Origin of the sequence: Ensifer sp. SL37 (genome assembly GCF_026672675.1) — a bacterium.
Classification (GTDB): Bacteria; Pseudomonadota; Alphaproteobacteria; order Rhizobiales; family Rhizobiaceae; genus Ensifer; species Ensifer adhaerens.
The window spans coordinates 749,774-766,259 of sequence record NZ_JAPPRN010000007.1 but is presented as its reverse complement, the minus strand read 5'-3'; the positions used below and the strand labels follow the sequence as shown (position 1 = coordinate 766,259).

Annotated in this window: 20 protein-coding genes; 10 read left to right on the top strand and 10 right to left on the bottom strand. The window is 59.8% G+C overall.

From position 1 onward, the window contains the following. Positions 1-26 precede the first annotated feature (26 nt). Positions 27-1,718: an aspartate-alanine antiporter gene (gene aspT, locus OVA00_RS35890; RefSeq protein ID WP_034798732.1), complete on the bottom strand. Its 1,692-nt coding sequence runs from the start codon at positions 1,716-1,718 to the stop codon at positions 27-29. Between the two features lie 390 nt (positions 1,719-2,108). Further along, on the bottom strand, positions 2,109-2,561 hold the full coding sequence (locus OVA00_RS35885; protein WP_268090763.1) for a DUF2721 domain-containing protein: 453 nt from the start codon (positions 2,559-2,561) through the stop codon (positions 2,109-2,111). Positions 2,562-2,708: 147 nt separating this feature from the next. Between OVA00_RS35885 and OVA00_RS35880 the strand changes: the two genes are divergently transcribed. After that, positions 2,709-2,900, top strand: a complete 192-nt coding sequence (locus OVA00_RS35880; RefSeq protein ID WP_113188812.1) for a hypothetical protein — start codon at positions 2,709-2,711, stop codon at positions 2,898-2,900. A gap of 51 nt (positions 2,901-2,951) precedes the next feature. On the opposite strand, the gene OVA00_RS35875 is transcribed toward OVA00_RS35880, so the two are convergent. From OVA00_RS35875 to OVA00_RS35860, 4 genes are all read right to left on the bottom strand, one after another. Beyond that, positions 2,952-3,158, bottom strand: coding sequence for a hypothetical protein (locus OVA00_RS35875; protein WP_113188813.1), 207 nt, complete (start codon positions 3,156-3,158; stop codon positions 2,952-2,954). 148 nt (positions 3,159-3,306) lie between these two features. Continuing rightward, entirely contained in the window at positions 3,307-3,489 is a 183-nt protein-coding gene (locus OVA00_RS35870; RefSeq protein WP_268090761.1) for a hypothetical protein, read from the bottom strand. A 24-nt stretch (positions 3,490-3,513) separates the two neighbouring features. Beyond that, positions 3,514-3,678, bottom strand: a complete 165-nt coding sequence (locus OVA00_RS35865) for a hypothetical protein (protein WP_268090760.1) — start codon at positions 3,676-3,678, stop codon at positions 3,514-3,516. After that, positions 3,675-4,205 (bottom strand): ABC transporter substrate-binding protein, encoded by a 531-nt coding sequence (locus tag OVA00_RS35860; RefSeq protein ID WP_268090759.1) that lies wholly within the window; start codon positions 4,203-4,205, stop codon positions 3,675-3,677. Before OVA00_RS35860 ends, OVA00_RS35865 begins: the two co-directional genes overlap by 4 nt. Before the next feature lie 529 nt (positions 4,206-4,734). Between OVA00_RS35860 and OVA00_RS35855 the strand changes: the two genes are divergently transcribed. Next, a complete protein-coding gene (locus OVA00_RS35855) occupies positions 4,735-5,736 on the top strand; it encodes an Lnb N-terminal periplasmic domain-containing protein (RefSeq protein WP_034798802.1) in 1,002 nt (333 codons plus the stop codon). Between the two features lie 286 nt (positions 5,737-6,022). On the opposite strand, the gene OVA00_RS35850 is transcribed toward OVA00_RS35855, so the two are convergent. Then, on the bottom strand, positions 6,023-6,169 hold the full coding sequence (locus OVA00_RS35850) for a DUF1127 domain-containing protein (protein ID WP_064817045.1): 147 nt from the start codon (positions 6,167-6,169) through the stop codon (positions 6,023-6,025). 460 nt (positions 6,170-6,629) lie between these two features. Between OVA00_RS35850 and OVA00_RS35845 the strand changes: the two genes are divergently transcribed. The 8 genes from OVA00_RS35845 to OVA00_RS35810 all read left to right on the top strand — a co-directional run bounded on the left by OVA00_RS35845 (position 6,630) and on the right by OVA00_RS35810 (position 14,090). Next, on the top strand, positions 6,630-7,376 hold the full coding sequence (locus tag OVA00_RS35845; RefSeq protein ID WP_034798725.1) for a GntR family transcriptional regulator: 747 nt from the start codon (positions 6,630-6,632) through the stop codon (positions 7,374-7,376). Positions 7,377-7,445: 69 nt separating this feature from the next. Then, positions 7,446-8,132: an N-acetylmannosamine-6-phosphate 2-epimerase gene (locus OVA00_RS40170; protein ID WP_034798722.1), complete on the top strand. Its 687-nt coding sequence runs from the start codon at positions 7,446-7,448 to the stop codon at positions 8,130-8,132. A gap of 2 nt (positions 8,133-8,134) precedes the next feature. After that, on the top strand, positions 8,135-9,007 hold the full coding sequence (locus OVA00_RS40165; protein ID WP_051659466.1) for an ROK family protein: 873 nt from the start codon (positions 8,135-8,137) through the stop codon (positions 9,005-9,007). Next, positions 9,004-10,338, top strand: coding sequence for an extracellular solute-binding protein (locus OVA00_RS35830; RefSeq protein ID WP_034798720.1), 1,335 nt, complete (start codon positions 9,004-9,006; stop codon positions 10,336-10,338). The genes OVA00_RS40165 and OVA00_RS35830 overlap by 4 nt, the downstream gene beginning before the upstream one ends. A gap of 247 nt (positions 10,339-10,585) precedes the next feature. After that, a complete protein-coding gene (locus OVA00_RS35825; RefSeq protein ID WP_268090758.1) occupies positions 10,586-11,473 on the top strand; it encodes a carbohydrate ABC transporter permease in 888 nt (295 codons plus the stop codon). After that, the gene (locus tag OVA00_RS35820) at positions 11,470-12,291 is read left to right on the top strand and encodes a carbohydrate ABC transporter permease (protein WP_060516729.1); all 822 of its coding nucleotides are present in this window, start codon (positions 11,470-11,472) and stop codon (positions 12,289-12,291) included. The genes OVA00_RS35825 and OVA00_RS35820 overlap by 4 nt, the downstream gene beginning before the upstream one ends. Positions 12,292-12,308: 17 nt before the next feature. After that, positions 12,309-13,370 carry an ABC transporter ATP-binding protein gene (locus OVA00_RS35815; RefSeq protein ID WP_268090757.1) on the top strand — a complete coding sequence of 354 codons (1,062 nt, stop codon included), beginning with the start codon at positions 12,309-12,311 and terminating at the stop codon, positions 13,368-13,370. A 318-nt stretch (positions 13,371-13,688) separates the two neighbouring features. Further along, complete coding sequence (locus OVA00_RS35810; protein WP_060516733.1) at positions 13,689-14,090, top strand: hypothetical protein; 402 nt, start codon at positions 13,689-13,691, stop codon at positions 14,088-14,090. A gap of 240 nt (positions 14,091-14,330) precedes the next feature. On the opposite strand, the gene OVA00_RS35805 is transcribed toward OVA00_RS35810, so the two are convergent. The 3 genes from OVA00_RS35805 to OVA00_RS35795 all read right to left on the bottom strand — a co-directional run bounded on the left by OVA00_RS35805 (position 14,331) and on the right by OVA00_RS35795 (position 16,403). Next, complete coding sequence (locus OVA00_RS35805) at positions 14,331-14,576, bottom strand: tautomerase family protein (protein ID WP_268090756.1); 246 nt, start codon at positions 14,574-14,576, stop codon at positions 14,331-14,333. A gap of 177 nt (positions 14,577-14,753) precedes the next feature. Further along, entirely contained in the window at positions 14,754-15,641 is an 888-nt protein-coding gene (locus tag OVA00_RS35800; protein WP_176960447.1) for a branched-chain amino acid ABC transporter permease, read from the bottom strand. Between the two features lie 24 nt (positions 15,642-15,665). Beyond that, the gene (locus OVA00_RS35795; protein WP_226020830.1) at positions 15,666-16,403 is read right to left on the bottom strand and encodes an ABC transporter ATP-binding protein; all 738 of its coding nucleotides are present in this window, start codon (positions 16,401-16,403) and stop codon (positions 15,666-15,668) included. Positions 16,404-16,486: the final 83 nt, after the last annotated feature.

Here is a 16,486-nt window from a genome sequence, read left to right as displayed (position 1 = left end):
GCATCCCCATTTAACCCGGAGATGCGCTAGGTCATCATCATCACGAGCACCATGCCCCAGATCGTCAACAGGGTGTTGCCGACGGCATAGGTCACAGTATAGCCGAGGCCTGGTATCTGGCTCTTGGCGCGATCGTTGATCATCCCGAGCGAGGCAGTCGTGGTGCGCGCGCCGGAACAGCATCCCAACAGAATAGCAGGGTGGAACCGGAACACATATTTTCCGACATACATTGCCAGCACGAGCGGGACGGTCGTTGCGAATATGCCCCAAAGGAACAGGCTGAATCCAAGCTGCTGCAAGCCAGCTACAAATCCTGGACCCGAGGAAATACCGACCACCGCGATGAAAACGTTGAGACCGACGGAGTTCATGAACCAGACCGTCGATGTCGGTATTCGTCCGAATTTCGGCCGCACGGAGCGGAGCCAGCCGAAGAAAAGCCCGGATATCAATGCGCCTCCAGACGTGGACAGGGTAAACGGCACATCGCCGACCTTGTAGACGAGCGCACCGAGCAAGCCACCGATGGCAATTGCGGCGCCGATGAAGGCGACATCGGCAATGTCACTCGGCCGGTCGGCCACACCCAGTGCTTTGGCGGCAGCCGCGGTGTCCTGCGTTCGCCCGACGATCGTCAGGATATCGCCGCGGTGGACTTGCGTGTTCGGAAGGATCGGAATTTCCGTCGCCGTAGCGCCACGGGCGATCCGGCGCAGGAACACGCCACGGGACGTTGGCCATTGTGCCAGTTCCGCCAGCGTCTTGCCGTTCGCCTCCTTGGTTGTGACAAGAACATCGACCCCTTCGACCGGCACGGCCAGCAACTCGCGGTCGTCGACTTCCTCTGCCGTTTGACCGATCACGCTTACCAGCACTTCGCGCCGCCCGGCCACGGCAACGACGTCGCCTGCCTGGATCACCGTGTCTGCCGTAGCATCCTCGATCTTTCCCCCGCGACGAATACGTTCAATGAAAATCCGCTGCTCAGGGATCATCGATTCGGCTTCACGTGCCGTCTTGCCGACGACCGGCCCGCCCTCGCGGACCCGATATGCGCGCAACTCGTAGTGGTGCCAAGCGGTTCCAGCGCCCCCCGCTTCCTTCTTGCCACCCTGCTCGGCCTCGTAGCGTTTGCATTCCGCCTCCAGGTCGATACCCATGAGCGCAGGACCGATCAACGCCAGCACGATGGCGGATCCGATCGTTCCGAAAATATAGGTGACGGCATAGGCGACCGGCATGGCGTCCAGAAGACGTTTGGTTTCTTCCGGCGCCAAACCAAGGCGATTGATGGCATCCGTTCCCAATCCCATCGACGCCGAGATGGTCTGCGAGCCTGCATAGAGCCCCAGCGCGGAACCCACATCATAACCGGCTATCTTGGCAGCGATATATGGCGCTCCCAGGCAAAAGACACACACAACCGCCGCGAACAACGCTTGCGGGAGGCCATCCTTCGCGATGCCCCGAACGAATTGCGGCCCGACGCCGTAGCCGATCGCAAACAGGAACATCAGAAAGAACGTGGCCTTGAGCGGCGGCGAAATGGTGATCCCGAGTTGACCGATGATGACGGCAGCGATCAGCGTCGCAGTCACCGCACCGAGGCCAAGGCCTTTGTAGGTGAATGAACCGAAGTAGTATCCCAGCGCCAATGAGAGAAAGATTGCAATTTCAGGATATGTGCGAAGCGTGCTTACGAACCAGTCGATCATAGTAACATCCCCAAAACGTGGTAATCGGGACAAAATCAGACTAAGCGCTCATCGCTATTTAAGCGAGAATACACACATGCCAACCCGTTACAAGACATTATTTGTTATATAGTAATACTAACATGAAAGCGTCGCGATAACCGCCAGAACGAAGAACATTTTAGGCTCGTTGTGACCGTTCATGCATTCCTGGAGGAAACTGCTTGATGGCCTTTATCCGGGAGCGGCCTTCAGTCTCTTGTAGTGAACTGCGCCTCTGCGGAAGAAGCCAGAGGCGATCGAAACCTTAAATGCTCCGGTTAGAAGCCGCAGGTCGGTCCAACGGTCGCCTGCGCGTCCCCGAGATCTGGCTGCGAAGGCTTCCTGTCTTTGAACCTTTGGACTGTCCGATCAATCGCGTTCCGGGGTGGTTTCGTCCATCCGTATCTGGCGCAACATGCTGCGCCCAGCAATAAGCATCTCGACAAGGAATGCGACAAGCGATCCGATAAGCGACAGGATCGCACCGCCGAAGAACCAGAAGAGATTTTCTTCACGAAACCCGAACTGAAGCGCACCGGCGAGTAGATTGAGGATTGCCCATCCAGTGCAGATCGCGGCAAACGTCCCGAGTGCGACAGCTATTTCCAGGGCAAGCGTACGGCGGCGCAGATAGTCCAACTGCGTGCGTCGCCCGCGCCCTCGCTCACCTTTTTCCTGTATCGCATTGAGCCGATCGGAAACCCTGCCAAGACGCATCTCGTAGACACCGACGAAACCTGCCGTACCAGCGAGGAGAAATACCGGCGCCAGAGCAGTTTGGACAATAGAGGCAAGATCCGTGACGATTGCTGGTGTTTGCATGTGTGCTCTCAACAACTTTCGCGCAATAGAACATTAGCAATCTGTAGCGGCCTCCCCAAAAGGCAAATCACTATAAGCGGGCTCGGGGGGCGGTCACTTACGATTGAAGGCCAAAATAGCCGCAGCCACTCCAGGGCAAATTCACCCTTGCGTGTGCTCGTGAAAAGAACAGGAAGCACGACCTTTGTTACGTCAAAAGAAGCGGAGAAGGCCAAAGGCAAGCACGGCCTGCCAGAACATTTGACAGAAAATCTTGCACCAGCTGAGAAGCTCGTTGCCAGCGCCGGCGGCGCCCTGAAGAGGAACGACGTCAACACGAACTACGCGGCCTGGCCGTGAGCCACCTGCACTTTTGGGTACGTGCGCCAATAGGGACCGCGTCTTGGTCCTTTAAGTCAGCAGTTCACCCATGGAGAGCCTGCGAAACGCGAGGCAGACATTGGCGACAAGCGCCTCCTTTTTGGGGCCACGGTCTGGGTAGCGGGTCATGTTGTCGCCATTGTGCATGAAGACGTAGCCGCCGCGCGCCGTCGTCGTCGGGTACTGCCAGATCCAGTCCGCAGGCTTCAGGTCGCCCTTACTGGAAGAGCTCGGCATATCTGCTCGCAGGCGCATTGCTTTCAGTTTCAAGGATCGCAGCGACCTGGTCGTCTTTCAGTTCGGCGCCGTAAATGAGCTTGTAGTTGTCGAGGATCTGCTTCTTGAAGGTGGGAGCAAAATCGGCCCCATGGGCGACCGCCGCCAGTCATTCCGATGTCAGGAAGATTTCCGGCGCATCGGGGGTGCGGGCAAAGATCGGCTGCTTGTATACGCGCTTCTCCTTCACGGCCTTCAGGCTGGCAAGGACCGGGTTGTTGAAGAAATCCTTGGGGTTGAGGTCGGTCGCATAGGCGGGAATGATGATGATGTCCGGGTTCCAGACGAGCAACTGTTCAAAATCGACGGTTCGCCATCATTCACCGGTTTTATCCGCCGCCGGGTTGGTGACGCCGCTGAGGGAAAGATCCTGCGAGCCATTGGCGATGACCTGGATCTGGTCGGCGACCTTGTCGATGTGAAGGACCGACGGAAGCGCCGACTTGTCGTGCTTGGCAACCTTTTCATTGAGGGCCTTCAACGTTTCGGACTGTGCTTCAGGATTGCCTGGGCGCGGTCGTTGCAGCCGGTCATGTAGCCACTGAGCGTGACATAGTCGAGCCGGTCCTGCTCGGAGCAGCATTGCCAGCCGACGACAGTGAGCCCCACCCGCTCCAGCGGTTCGATAAGCTTCTCGTCATGGGTCCACTGGATCACCACGTCGGGTTTTTCCGCAAGGATCGCCTCGACATTCGGTACGAAGCCATCCTGGGCGGCACTGGCATTGATTTTGGCCATTTCCGGGAGCATCTCGGCATAGATGCCGCTGGTAAAGTATCTCACCAGCGAATCCTTGTTCATGCCGACGATGCGATCGGCCTTTTCGTCCACGGCACGATAGATGATCGGCGCCGAGCGAACTGTCGTCACGACGCGTTCCGGCGGTTTTGCAAACATGACCTTCTTGCCGCGGTGGTCGAGGAAGGCCGTTTCGGTCGACGCCGCGGCCGGCAGAAACGCCGATAGGGACAGTACCAGTGCAGTGAATGTCTTGAGGCGGCTTGACATGTACGCTCCATCGCAAGGTCGGTAGGTTCGGACCAAGTTCTGCCAGTCAAGTTATCGCGCCGTGTCCAGCGCTCGGTAAATTTTTAGGGAGATTCGCCAGAAGATGCTGCTGCACCGGACGAATAGCGCGGTCTGCCTCCAGGCACCAAGGCAGTTTAGTAAACCGCATCGGTCGCGCGAAGATGCCGAGCCAGTCTACGGTTGGCGGCAGTTGACGATTTCCGGAGGTCTTCCCCGTCAATAATTGACGGTTCCCTCCTCACCGCGGCTGCAACGCGCTCGTGCGGAATGTAACCGTTACGTTCTTCAGTAGTACGATATATTCGACATAATGCTGACGAAGAGCGAACCTGGGGAAATACTGTGTGGTTTAAGCGGCTCTTGAAATGGGCCAATCGAGAATGTGACGAGAGGAGTCAAACATGAGCAAGCGGCAGCCCAAACAAAGCGGCTGGCAAACTACGCGGGACCTGAAGTGTTGAGGAATCCAGGTTGGAACAAGCAAAGGAGTGGCTGGAGTCGGTGGGCTCTGGTTGTTCTGACTGTTCCGCCGGCGATTCTGCTAGCCGTGGCAGCCGCATGGGCCTCGCTTGCATTATGGTATCGTCTTCCCGTTTCCGAATTCACAAGAGGTTTTATCGCCGGACTCTTTGCACTTGTCGGGCTTTTGACGGTCGCCGCGCTGTTTGGCCGCTGGCGTCTCAAAGCTCTCCTGGTATTTGCAGTTGCGTTCGCAGTTGTCTTGATTTGGTGGAGGACGATCAAACCCGTCGAAGACGGTTCGTGGGCACCTGATGTTGCACGACAGGTTACAGGCGAATTTCACGGCGACCTGCTGACACTAACCAATGTTCGCAACTTCGAATGGCACAGCAGCACGGAATTCGTCGAACGGTGGACCACGCGGACCTACGATATGAGGAAGCTCCGAACAGTCGACCTGTTCATGTCCTATTGGGCGGGGCCAGAGATTGCCCATGTAATATTCAGCTTTGGATTTGAAGGCGGCGAGCAGCTCCCGTGGTCGGTCGAAGTCCGTCGGCGGGTTGGCGGCGCGTTCTCGCCGCTCGCAGATTTGTTCAAGAGCAATCCTTTGGTGATCATCGCAGCCGACGAACGGGACGTGGTGGGCGTCCGGTCAAATTTCCGCAGCGAGGATGTTCAAATCTATCGCCTGAAGGCGTCACCTGACCAGGCGCGTGCGCTTCTGCGCGAGTATGTTACAGACGCCAACGCTCTTGCCACAACGCCGCTCTTCTACAACTCGCTTACGACCAACTGCACGACGACGGTTGTCAAGATGATGCGCGTTGTAGGAGACTCGATCCCGTTCGACTGGCGTCTCATCGTCAACGGGTATCTTCCCGACTACGCTTATGATCGGGGGGCGGTCGATACGTCAGTGTCGCTCGCAGAACTCAGAAATGCCAGTCATATCGGCCAACGTGCTCGGGACGACGGGTTGTCGCCAAATTTCTCAAAGGCAATAAGACTCGGCGTGCCTTCGCCAGTGCCGCAGGGCTCGCCTTGAAGACGGCGAACGTTCATCAGGGAGCTCATCAGCAATCCGCAACAGCCTGTTTCATTCTTCGCTACGTGCGCATGTCAGTCTTCTGATGGAGTTTCTTCCCCGAGCCAACTGGGCGTGAGCCTTGCCCCGCCTTCCCCGGCGGGGTTTTCTTTTGGACGATTTTGCGGGGCGCGCCAGCCTGGAACATATGGTGTTCCCTACGCCCCAACAAACTCCATGACCTCAAAAGCAAAAGCGCCCGCAGGAGATGCAGGCGCTTGGCAATTCTTCAGTCTTTAAGATCGCCTTAGCGGGCGAAGGCCGTACGTGCGACGCGGTCGATGTCGGCGCGTTCGATGCCGAGGTCGCGAAGTTCGCGGTTCGACATGCGGCCCAGCTCGGTGACCGTCTGACGGTACTTGCGCCAGTTGTTGATGGAGCGTGCGATGTTCATTTGATCCCCCTTTCAATGGGCTTTCGAAGCCTGGCTGCCAGTCCGTGGCGCCTCGTTTCGCTTCGATGAACACCTTATAGCTCAGGCTTTCCCTAAGTTGCAGCGCTCAAAACTCAGCGCTCCCATGTGGGAAATGCATAGGCGGTCGTCAGCCGACGGTTCAGCTGCGATGGCCATGAACCATCATGAGAGCTGTGCGTTACATGTCAGATCGTGAGGTAAAGAACATGGCGCGAACTTTTAGAAGCCAAAGCCACCGGGCGAACCTACTCCATCTTGCACTCGCGGTGCTCGCAATGCTGTTCATCGCAGCGATAGTGGCACTGCTTTAGGCTCGTGCAGGACGCCATTTGCCGCCTCGGATCGGCGCCACACAGTGTCGCTGAGGCCGATTACGACAATACCAGTTTAAAACCTATGAAAAATTTTGCATAAGGGGTCATCCGGAAAGGTGATCCCCATGAACGATCAGACAACGCTCGAGTTTCTTGCCAGCCAAATGTCGGGCGACAGCGGCGAGCCGCTCTATCGCCGCCTTGAAGAGGCGATCAAACAGGCCATCAGCGCCTCGACACTCCGCCGCGGTTCGGTCATCCCCAGCGAGCGGGACTTGAGCGAGGGCCTTTCGATTTCGCGCGTGACGGTGCGCAAGGCGATCGAAGGGCTCGTCGCTGATGGCCTGCTTGACCGCCGCCAGGGGGCAAAGACCGTTGTTTCATCACGTGTCGAGAAATCCCTGGCCACGATGACGAGCTTCTCCGAAGATATGCGCTCGCGCGGGCTGGAACCCGGTTGCACCTGGATCTCACGTGAAATCAGCCGCCCGTCACCCGCTGAAATGATGGCGCTTGGCATTCCGGCGGGAGAAAAAATCGTACGCCTTAGACGATTGAGGACGGCCAACGACACGCCGATCGCGATCGAAACGGCATCGCTTCCCGCCCGCTTTGTGCCGGATCCGGACGCCATCGGCGCGTCCTTGTACGAATATCTCGCAGCCCACGGCGCTTTGCCTGTCCGGGCACTGCAGCGCATGCAGGCAAAGCCTGCAAGCGATGAAGAGCGACGCCTGCTCGCAACGCCCGAAGACACGAGCCTGCTCGTCATGGAGCGGCGCTGTTTCCTGGCCGATGGGCAAATTGTCGAATTCACCCAGACCAAGTACCGGGGTGACGTCTACGACTTCGTTATCGAGCTGATGAGGTAATACCAGTATAATTCCTGTTGCAATCTGGTCTTACACTGTTACCGTGAGGCCTCCATTGGGAGAGCCTGCGTGACCTTCGACATCCACAGCCTCAAGCACGGTCTGATCGTTTCTTGCCAACCGGTGAAAGGCGGCGTCATGGACAATGCCGCCATGGTTGTCGGTTTCGCCTTGGCCGCGCTCGACGGCGGCGCAACCGCCCTTCGCATCGAATCTGCAGACTATGTTCGCGCCGTGCGCCAGGCGACCGATCGGCCAATTATCGGCCTCGTCAAACGCGACCTGGAGACATCGCCGATCCGCATCACCCCCTTTGTCGAGGACGTCGATGCTCTGGCGGCAGCCGGCGCCGATATCATCGCCTATGATGCCACTGCTCGCGAACGGCCGGTTGCGACCAGGACGCTGATCGAGCGCATTCACGCCGGCGGCAAGATCGCCATGGCGGATTGCTCTGTTTTCGCCGACGCCGAGCGCGCGCTTGCCGAAGGTGCCGAGATCGTCGGCTCAACCCTTGCTGGCTACACCGGACCGGTCGAGCCGACGGAGCCGGACTTCGCGCTCATCGCCGCCATGCGCGGCCTCACCCCTCACGTGGTTGCCGAAGGCTGTGTGCGCACGCCCGAACAGGCCGCTCAGGCGCTGCAGGCGGGGGCCTTCACTGTCGTCGTCGGTTCCGCGATCACGCGTCCCGAACATGTGACGGCGTGGTTCCGGCAGGCGCTCGATCAAACGCTTGCCGGAAGCGAGGCTTGATCATGACTGAGCCCCGGACCGTTCTTTCGATCGATGTCGGCGGCACGAAGATGCTGGCTGCCCTTATCCGGGGAACAGAGATCGTCGACACGCACCGGATGCCGACGCCCCGCCAAGGCGACCCGACCCAGTGGCTCGCCGCACTCTTCGGTGCGATCGCGTCCTGGCGCGGTGCGTACGGCTCGGTCGGCGCCGCGGTCACTGGCATTGTCGATAACGGCCAATGGTCAGCGCTCAACCGCAACACACTCGCCATACCTGATCGGTTTCCGCTGACAGCGACGATCGAACGACTGGCTGACGTGCCGGTACTGGCTGCAAACGACGCCCATGCGGCCGCCTGGGGTGAGTACGCCTTTGGCGCAGGCAACCGCGAAGACATGGTCTTCCTGACGATCTCCACCGGCATCGGCGGCGGCATCGTCCTGAACGGGCGTCTGCTCGAGGGCCTCGCCGGACACTTCGGCCAATCGCGTAGTGCCGAATGGGCTGATGATGTGCTCGAAGATCGCGTGTCCGGCCACTGGATCGCCAGGGAGGCATCCCCCCACCAATCCGGCGCCACCGCGCGCGACGTCTTTGCCGCGGCCCGAAATGCCGATGACTGGGCCAGGCGCATCATCGAAACATCCGCGGGGCGAACCGCGCTGCTCTGCCGCAACATCCAGCTCACGTTGGACCCGAAACGCATCGTCATCGGCGGCAGCATCGGCCTGGCCGAAGGCTATCTCGCCGCCGTCGAACGCGCACTGGAACCGGTGCCGCCACGCCTTCGACCATCGCTACACGCCGCCGCCCTTGGGGAGAATGCAGGGGTGATCGGCGTTGCTAATCTTGCAGAGTGTCAACAAAACTTGAGGGAGAACCAAAAATGACATTTGCGACAACGAAAAGACGTGCGCTGCTCGCCGCAGCGGGTATTGCGAGCCTGCTGGCGGCCACGCCGGCCCTTGCGGAAGTAACGGTGCTCGGCTGGCCGGGCGGCCCGGAAGAAACGGCACTGCGGGCTGCCGCCGACGCCTACAACGCCAAGTCAGACGTTGCCGAGAACGACAAGGTCGAACTTCTGTTCTTCAACCGAGACGGCTTCTGGGACAAGCTGCAGGCCGATCTCGCCGCTGGCTCGAAGGCCTTCGACCTCAACCTGCTCGCTACCTATTCGATCGGCCGTTACGCGCCGTTCATGGAGCCGGTCGAACTTTCGGGCGAAGCCAAGGCGGTCTATGGCGATTCCGTACTGTCGACCATGCAGTACCAGGGCAAGCAATATGGCGTGCCAACCGATCTCTCGCTTCACTTCATGTATTTCCGCAAGGACCTGATCGAGGCCCTGCTGAAAGATGACGCCGGCAAGGCGAAATATGCCGAGATCTCGGAGAAGTATCTCGGCAAGAAGCTGGAGCCCAAGATCCCGGACGAGTGGACCTGGGACGATTACGCCGCCACCGCGCTCTACTTCACTCAGGCGGTCAACCCGGACAGCCCGACCCGCTACGGCACGGTGCTGCAGCTCAAGAACCTTCTCTTCAACATCATGGTCTGGCAGTCGGTACCACGCGCCTATGGTGCGAACTGGATGGACGACAGCGGCAAGATCACCGTGAACTCCGATGCCTATCGAAAGGGCCTCGAGATCTACAAGCTGCTCTACGACAATGGCGCATCACCGAAGGACTCACTGTCTTACGAATTTGCCGAGGCGAATGCCGCCTTTGCGTCTGGCCAAGTGGCCGCAATGCTGCAATGGAATGCGGCAGCCGGCGACCTGACGAGCAAGGAGAAATCCCCTGCTGTGGCAGACGTGACCGAAACGGTCGCACCACCTGCAGGTCCTCAAGGGCGCTTCACCCATATCCACGGCCTCGGTTTCGGCCTCAACAAGAATGCCGAAAACAAGGAGGGTGCGGCCAAGTTCGTGAAGTGGCTGTCTTCCAAGGAAGCCGCGCTGATCTACGCCAAAAACAACGGCGCACCAGCCCTGACGCCGGAAGTGGTCGTCGAGGTCGCCGATTCCCGGCCTGATCTCGTCAAGCTCGGCGAATTCGCCGGCAAGTACGGTTACGTCATGAACGGTGCTACGTCAGCCAAGGCGCTCTCGGTCTACGAACTGCAGGCCAAGGAGTTCACCGGCTACTGGTCCGGCCAGCAATCGATCGAGGATGCGCTCGCTAGCACCGAAAAGGGCATGGCAGACCTGCTGAAGTAAGTGAAAGGGTTGCGGCGTCCACCAGGAGGCCGCAGCCCTCAACGACAAGCGGGTACCTGGGAATCTTTCTCCACCCCACTTGCCAGTGCTCCACACGGGATCCAGGTGCGCCGCGTCCGCGGTGCCAAAGAGCCACCCAGCTCAAGGATTTGGGCTGGCTAGATCTCCTGTAACAGGCACTGGGAAGTGGACCGAGGAAACACCTTGCGTCCCCTTGCCCGACCGACAACAGACACAGATCGGTGCCATGACGATAGCCAGACCGCAATCCAATGCCCCTGAGTTCCGGCTGCTCGCCACGCCGCTCGTCCTCTTCCTGCTCGTTTTCCTGGGCTTCCCGGCCCTCGTCAACCTGATCTATTCGGTCTCCGAGGTCTCCTTCGAGACGCTACGCCAGCCGACGTTTACCGGGCTCAAGAACTTTGTCTCGGTCTGGAGCGATGCGGCTTTCTGGCAGGCGAGCTGGTTCTCGCTGCGCTTCGGCCTCTTGACCGCTATTCTCGAATGCCTGCTCGGGCTGTCGCTGGCGATCTTCCTGTCGCCGCTCATCGAAAAACGGAGCTGGCTGATGGCGATCCTGATGCTGCCGCTCATGGTCGCGCCGGCACTGGTCGGCCTGATGTACCGCCTTGTCCTGCACGAATTCGTCGGGCCGGTACCTTATTATCTCTGGACCTATTTCGGCGCCAGCACCTCGTTCCTTGGGCCCGGCTCCGCCTTCTGGACCCTGGTCGTCGTTGAGACGTTGCAGTGGACACCATTCACGCTGCTGCTTTTCTACATGGCCTATCAGGCGATCCCTTCCGAGATTGCCGAAGCATCCGCAATGGACGGGGCGCGAAGCCTGCAGCGCCTGTGGTTCATCGAACTGCCGATGATGGGCCCTACGATCGCGGCCGCGTTGCTTATCCGCTTCATCGACGGCTTCCGGGTCTTTGACAACGTCTATGTGTTGACCGGGAGCGGTCCCGGCGGATCGACGGCATCGCTGTCGATCTACATCTATGAGGCCTTCTTCAAGCAGGGCGCCATCGGCAAGGCGGTTGCCGCCTCAGTCGTCCTGTTCGTCGCCTCCTTCGCTGTGCTTTATGGCCTCAATGCTCTCGCCAGCCGGCGGAAAGGAGCCAAGCGATGATGTCAGCACTCCGTTGGTTCGTTTTCGCTGTTGCCGCCATCGGCTTGAACTTTCCGGTGCTGGTGACGCTTTCAACCTCGTTCAAGAGTGCGCGCGAGCTTTCCGGCAACCCCGGTCTCTGGGTCCAGGCCCCGACATTTGAGAACTACCGCGCCGTGTTCGAGGTCTCCGATCGGCTGAACATCTTCCTCTATCTGTTCAACAGCCTTGCTGTGGCGCTGATGGGAACGGTACTTGCCGTGGCGCTGGCGCTCCCCGCAGCCTACGCGATTGCCCGCGGCAAGATTGGCGAACGCACACTCCTGCCCTTTATTGTCAACCTGCGCGCCGTGCCGCTGATCATCTTCGCGATCCCGCTCTACATGATGTTCCAGTGGCTTGCGCTGCTTGATACGCGCCTGGGGCTGGGGCTGATCCTGACGATCGTCAACCTGCCGCTTGCGCTCGTCATCCTCGTCAACGCCATCCGTGACCTGCCCGCGGAACTCGACGAGGCTGCCCTCATGGATGGTGCAAACCGCACGCAGATCCTCATCAAGGTCGTGATGCCGCTCTGCCGGCCGGCGATCGTCACCAGCCTGATCTTCGGCTTCATCACCGCGTGGAACGAATTCCTCTTCGGCCTGATGCTGACGACCTCCAAGGCAGTTCCGGTCACGGTCGGCGCATCCTTCTTTTTTGCCGCAAGCGGCGGCGGTGTGCAGTGGGGCGTAGCATCGGCAGTGATGGTCGTCGGCGCTTTGCCGCCAATGCTGCTCGGCCTCGTGATGTACCGCCAGATCAGTGGATCGATGACCGCCGGCGCGGTCAAGGGTTGATATTCCAGGAGACACGCATGGGAACGATTTCGCTCAGGAAAGCCGGAAAGCGCTACGGCGCAGTTGAGATCATCCGGGAGCTCGACCTTGAGATCGCCGACGGTGAATTCGTCGTCATCGTCGGGCCCTCCGGCTGCGGCAAGTCAACGCTGTTGCGCATGATCGCGGGTCTCGAGGCAACGACCGACGGCCAGATTTTGATCAATGGGCGGGATGCGACGTCCGCTTCGCCGGTCGATCGTCAGCTCGCCATGGTCTTCCAGTCCTATGCGCTCTATCCGCACATGACGGTGCGGCAGAACATGGGCTTCGGCCTGAGGCTCGCCAAGGTGCCGTCGGAGACCGCAAGGGCCAAGATCGAGGCAGCGGCGGAAACGCTGAAGCTCACGCCCCTTCTGGACCGCTATCCGAAGGAGCTCTCGGGCGGCCAGCGCCAGCGAGTCGCAATCGGGCGGGCAATTGTGCGCGAGCCGGTCGGCTTTCTCTTTGACGAGCCGCTTTCAAACCTCGATGCGGCGCTGCGCGTCGATATGCGACTTGAGATCGCCAAGCTGCATCGCACGCTTGGCGCCACCATGATCTATGTGACCCATGACCAGGTGGAGGCGATGACGCTGGCCGACCGGATCGTCGTGATGAAGGACGGGCGGATCATGCAGCAGGGTAGCCCGAGAGACCTCTACGAAAAGCCGGCGAACCTTTTCGTCGCGCAGTTCATCGGCAGCCCAAAGATGAACCTCCTGCCATGCCGGCGCGACCAGGGCGGCCGCCTCGACCTGAGCGGCGAAGGCGATCTATCGCTTCCCATGCCAGGGACGGTCGAACCCGAGAAACTGGGCGCAAGGCCCGAGCACTTGGCGCTGGTTGCTCCGGAAACTGGGCATTGCCGCGGCGTCATCGAGGCGAGCGAGTATCTCGGCGGCAATATGAGCGTCTTCGTTCGCGCCGGCCGGCTCGGCCTGATCAATGTCAGCGCACCGGCCGACACACCTTTTCGCGTTGGCGAAGCCGTCGGGATCCGGATCGACGAGAGCCGGTCCTCGCTGTTCGATGGTACGGGCGCAGCAATTGGTGCCTGACACTGGGGGATCCCTCGAAGGCCTTTGAGCTAGGCAGGCGCTCAAGCGATCGGCAGCGTTCAGATGGCAAAAATCGGTTCATTGGCCGATTTCACATCAAACGCTGCGGACCCTGGCAGACGAAAGAAAAGCCTTCGATTGACCCAACAGCAAGCATGCACATTGAGGAACAGTTGAAATTTGTCGGTCGGACAGCCGACAGTGCGATTTCACATAGATACCCAGCAATCATGAGCGATAATGGTACCGAATGCCGACGAGCAACAGGGTCGTCCTGGCCGGGATGGCCCAGCGAAGTGCTCGTCGCTGTAGCGCTGAATGAAAGCCGATGAAATGTCGCGAAAGTATCTAGCACTCCAGGCCGACGGCGCCGTTGGAAAGATGGAGTTGAACCAAGAGATCGCGGCCGCGCTCGAAAGGTTGCCGGATGATCCTTCGCTCTACTTCGATCTTGGAGAAGCACATCTGCTTATTCCGCTCGAGCAGCTTGTTAACGCGCGAATGCGCGAACGAGGCATCATCAGCGCGAACCGCTATATGCTTGCGTCGGCGCGCGGCAAGCAGGAGAAGCGAAAACCCCTCACTGTACACGCCCTTGGCAACGGGCTGTGGCTCGTGGTGGACGGGAATTCAACGCTGCTCAATGCTCGTCATTCCAATTGGCGGGCTGTACCTTGCACCACGGTTGACAAACCGACGTGGGATCCGAGCTCAGCCTGACGATCACAAGTGCAGACGTAGATCCGGGGCGCGGGGTTGGCGCCTACGGAGCCAGCGCAGGTGCCTGGTGCGCCCCCCCATCCTGAATAGCGCGTTCTTCCGCTGGCAGCGCCAGCAGATGAATGAACATTGGACACTCCAATCCTGTCAGCATGCCGGGCAAAGTGGCCGTGTGGCCGAGGCGAGCGGGGTTTGCATGGCACCCCCGCTTCATTCAAAAACGCCCTCGGCGATCACCCCCTACGACTGTGAGAGAGCCCCGTAACCCGGCCGTTTATAGAGCGTGCTTTCGTTCGCCACGATTTCCGGGTCGTAGACACTCGCATCCCACTCCGCCGGATCCACTTCTAAGATGGAAACGGAAAGCGATGCGTCGCTTGAGCCTAGGATGGTTTTCGCAGCTTCGACCACTTTCGCGGCGAATTCCTGTTTCTGCTCCTCGGTGCGACCAGGGAACATCTTTACGACTATGTGCGGCATTTCCATTCCATTCGTTGATACCAAGTGCCATGACGGGAAGACGACAGGGCCCAAGGGCAAGCCGCAAATCCTGCCGACCTCGACGAGCCCACAAGGTGATTGCGGACGATCAATGCCAACTCATTGCCATTGCTTGCGTCTGCACTGACCCTATCATCCCGATACCAGGTGCTTTCGCGAACATCAAAGCTTGATGACGGTCTTCTTTGCAAGCAACCCCTGCGGAGCAAAGAGCAGAACCCCGATGACGAGCAGGATGGTGAAGGCGTCGCGGTAGCTGAGCAGGCTTTCCGGCAGATAGGCTTGCAAGAACACTTCGATGAAGCCGAGCAGAAAGCCGCCGGCGACAGCGCCGGAGAGGCTGCCGAGCCCACCGATAATTGCGGCGATGAAGGCTTTGAGCACTGGCAGGAAGCCCATCAACGGATCGACACTGCCGCGCTGGGCCACCCAGAGGATGCCGGCGACGCCGGCAAGCAGGCCGGAGATCGCAAAGGCGGTAGCGACCACCGCATTGGCGCGGATACCCATCAGCCGAACGATAGCGAAATCTTCGGATGCAGCACGCATGGCACGACCGAGCACGGTCGTGCGAAGGAAGAGGTTCAGGCCGACCAGCATGATGATCGTGACGAGGATCGAGGTTCCCTGAATGAGGCCCAGATGCAGGCCGCCGATCTCGATCGTGCCAGAAAAGCTCTCGGGCATCGGCACCGGCTTCGGACGGGCGGAAATGAAGTTCTGGAAGATCACGCGCAGGATCGCGCTAACGGCAAAGCTCGTTAGAAGCAGCGTCGTGCCACTGGCGCCGCGCACCGGCCGAAAGGCGATGCGCTCCATCAGCATGGCAAGCACGATGGCGATCAAAAGAGCCGCACAGACAGCGAGCGGAAACGGCAGGCCCAGCAACAGGGCAAAGCAGAGGCCGTAGCCGGCAGCCGTCATCAGTTCGCCATGGGCGAAATTGATGAGCCCCATGATCGAAAAGACGACCGCAAGGCCAAGCGCCAGAAGCGCATAAGTGCCGCCGAGGCTGAGCGCATTGACGAGTTGCTGCAGGAACATGTCCATGAATTGACCCTCCACGCGCTCGGCTCAGGCGCCGAGATAGGCGCCCTGGATTTCGGTTGAATTGCGCAGTTCGGCGGCCGTGCCCGAAAGCACGACCCGGCCATTGGCCATGACGTAGCCCGCGTCAGCAATCTCGAGCGACAGAGAGACGTTCTGCTCGACCAGGAGGATCGTCAGGCCCTTTTGTCTCAGCCCGGCGATCAGGTCGAAGATCAGATCCACCACCTGCGGCGCCAGGCCGAGCGAGGGCTCGTCGAGCAGCAACAAGTCAGGCGACGACATCATCGAGCGGGCGATCGCGAGCATCTGCTGTTCTCCCCCTGAGAGCGAGCCGGCCTTCTGGGTGAGGCGTTCTTTCAGGATCGGGAATCGCGAGAGCATGTCTTCGCGCACCTCTGATATCGCGCCGCGCGCCTTGTGCATGGCACCGCCGAGCAGCAGGTGTTCGTCGACGGTGAGGCTCGGGAAGATGCGCCGTCCCTCGGGCGTCAAGGTCATTCCGAGCCGGACAATCTGTTCCGGCGCGAGGCCGGAAACATCCCGGCCGTTGAAAGACACACGTCCGGCCTTCTTTCCCGCCAGACCGACAAGCGCGTTCAGCGTCGAGCTCTTGCCAGCGCCGTTGGCGCCGAGCAACGTCACGATCTGCCCTTTGCCGACGGCGAGATCAACACCCTTCAGGGCTTCGACCGCACCATAGGCGACCTTAAGGCCGCTCACTTCCAGAAGCGGCTTCAGAACGGGAATTTCACTCATCATCATCGGGCAAAGTCCTTGCCGTGGATTGCAAAGCGCCGCCGGCGCAGACAGGCACGATCCCCGGGGAAATCCGGGGACCACCACAG

Coding starts and splice junctions, on each gene's coding strand:
- OVA00_RS35795 (WP_226020830.1), bottom strand. CDS start 16,403: ATGATGATGAGTGAAATTCCCGTTCTGAAGCCGCTTCTGGAAGTGAGC.
- OVA00_RS40165 (WP_051659466.1), top strand. CDS start 8,135: ATGACTGAGCCCCGGACCGTTCTTTCGATCGATGTCGGCGGCACGAAG.
- OVA00_RS35885 (WP_268090763.1), bottom strand. CDS start 2,561: ATGCAAACACCAGCAATCGTCACGGATCTTGCCTCTATTGTCCAAACT.
- OVA00_RS35830 (WP_034798720.1), top strand. CDS start 9,004: ATGACATTTGCGACAACGAAAAGACGTGCGCTGCTCGCCGCAGCGGGT.
- OVA00_RS35810 (WP_060516733.1), top strand. CDS start 13,689: ATGAAAGCCGATGAAATGTCGCGAAAGTATCTAGCACTCCAGGCCGAC.
- OVA00_RS35875 (WP_113188813.1), bottom strand. CDS start 3,158: ATGCCGAGCTCTTCCAGTAAGGGCGACCTGAAGCCTGCGGACTGGATC.
- OVA00_RS35815 (WP_268090757.1), top strand. CDS start 12,309: ATGGGAACGATTTCGCTCAGGAAAGCCGGAAAGCGCTACGGCGCAGTT.
- OVA00_RS35800 (WP_176960447.1), bottom strand. CDS start 15,641: ATGGACATGTTCCTGCAGCAACTCGTCAATGCGCTCAGCCTCGGCGGC.
- OVA00_RS35820 (WP_060516729.1), top strand. CDS start 11,470: ATGATGTCAGCACTCCGTTGGTTCGTTTTCGCTGTTGCCGCCATCGGC.
- OVA00_RS35860 (WP_268090759.1), bottom strand. CDS start 4,205: ATGTCAAGCCGCCTCAAGACATTCACTGCACTGGTACTGTCCCTATCG.
- OVA00_RS35850 (WP_064817045.1), bottom strand. CDS start 6,169: ATGAACATCGCACGCTCCATCAACAACTGGCGCAAGTACCGTCAGACG.
- OVA00_RS35825 (WP_268090758.1), top strand. CDS start 10,586: ATGACGATAGCCAGACCGCAATCCAATGCCCCTGAGTTCCGGCTGCTC.
- OVA00_RS35845 (WP_034798725.1), top strand. CDS start 6,630: ATGAACGATCAGACAACGCTCGAGTTTCTTGCCAGCCAAATGTCGGGC.
- aspT (WP_034798732.1), bottom strand. CDS start 1,718: ATGATCGACTGGTTCGTAAGCACGCTTCGCACATATCCTGAAATTGCA.
- OVA00_RS35805 (WP_268090756.1), bottom strand. CDS start 14,576: ATGGAAATGCCGCACATAGTCGTAAAGATGTTCCCTGGTCGCACCGAG.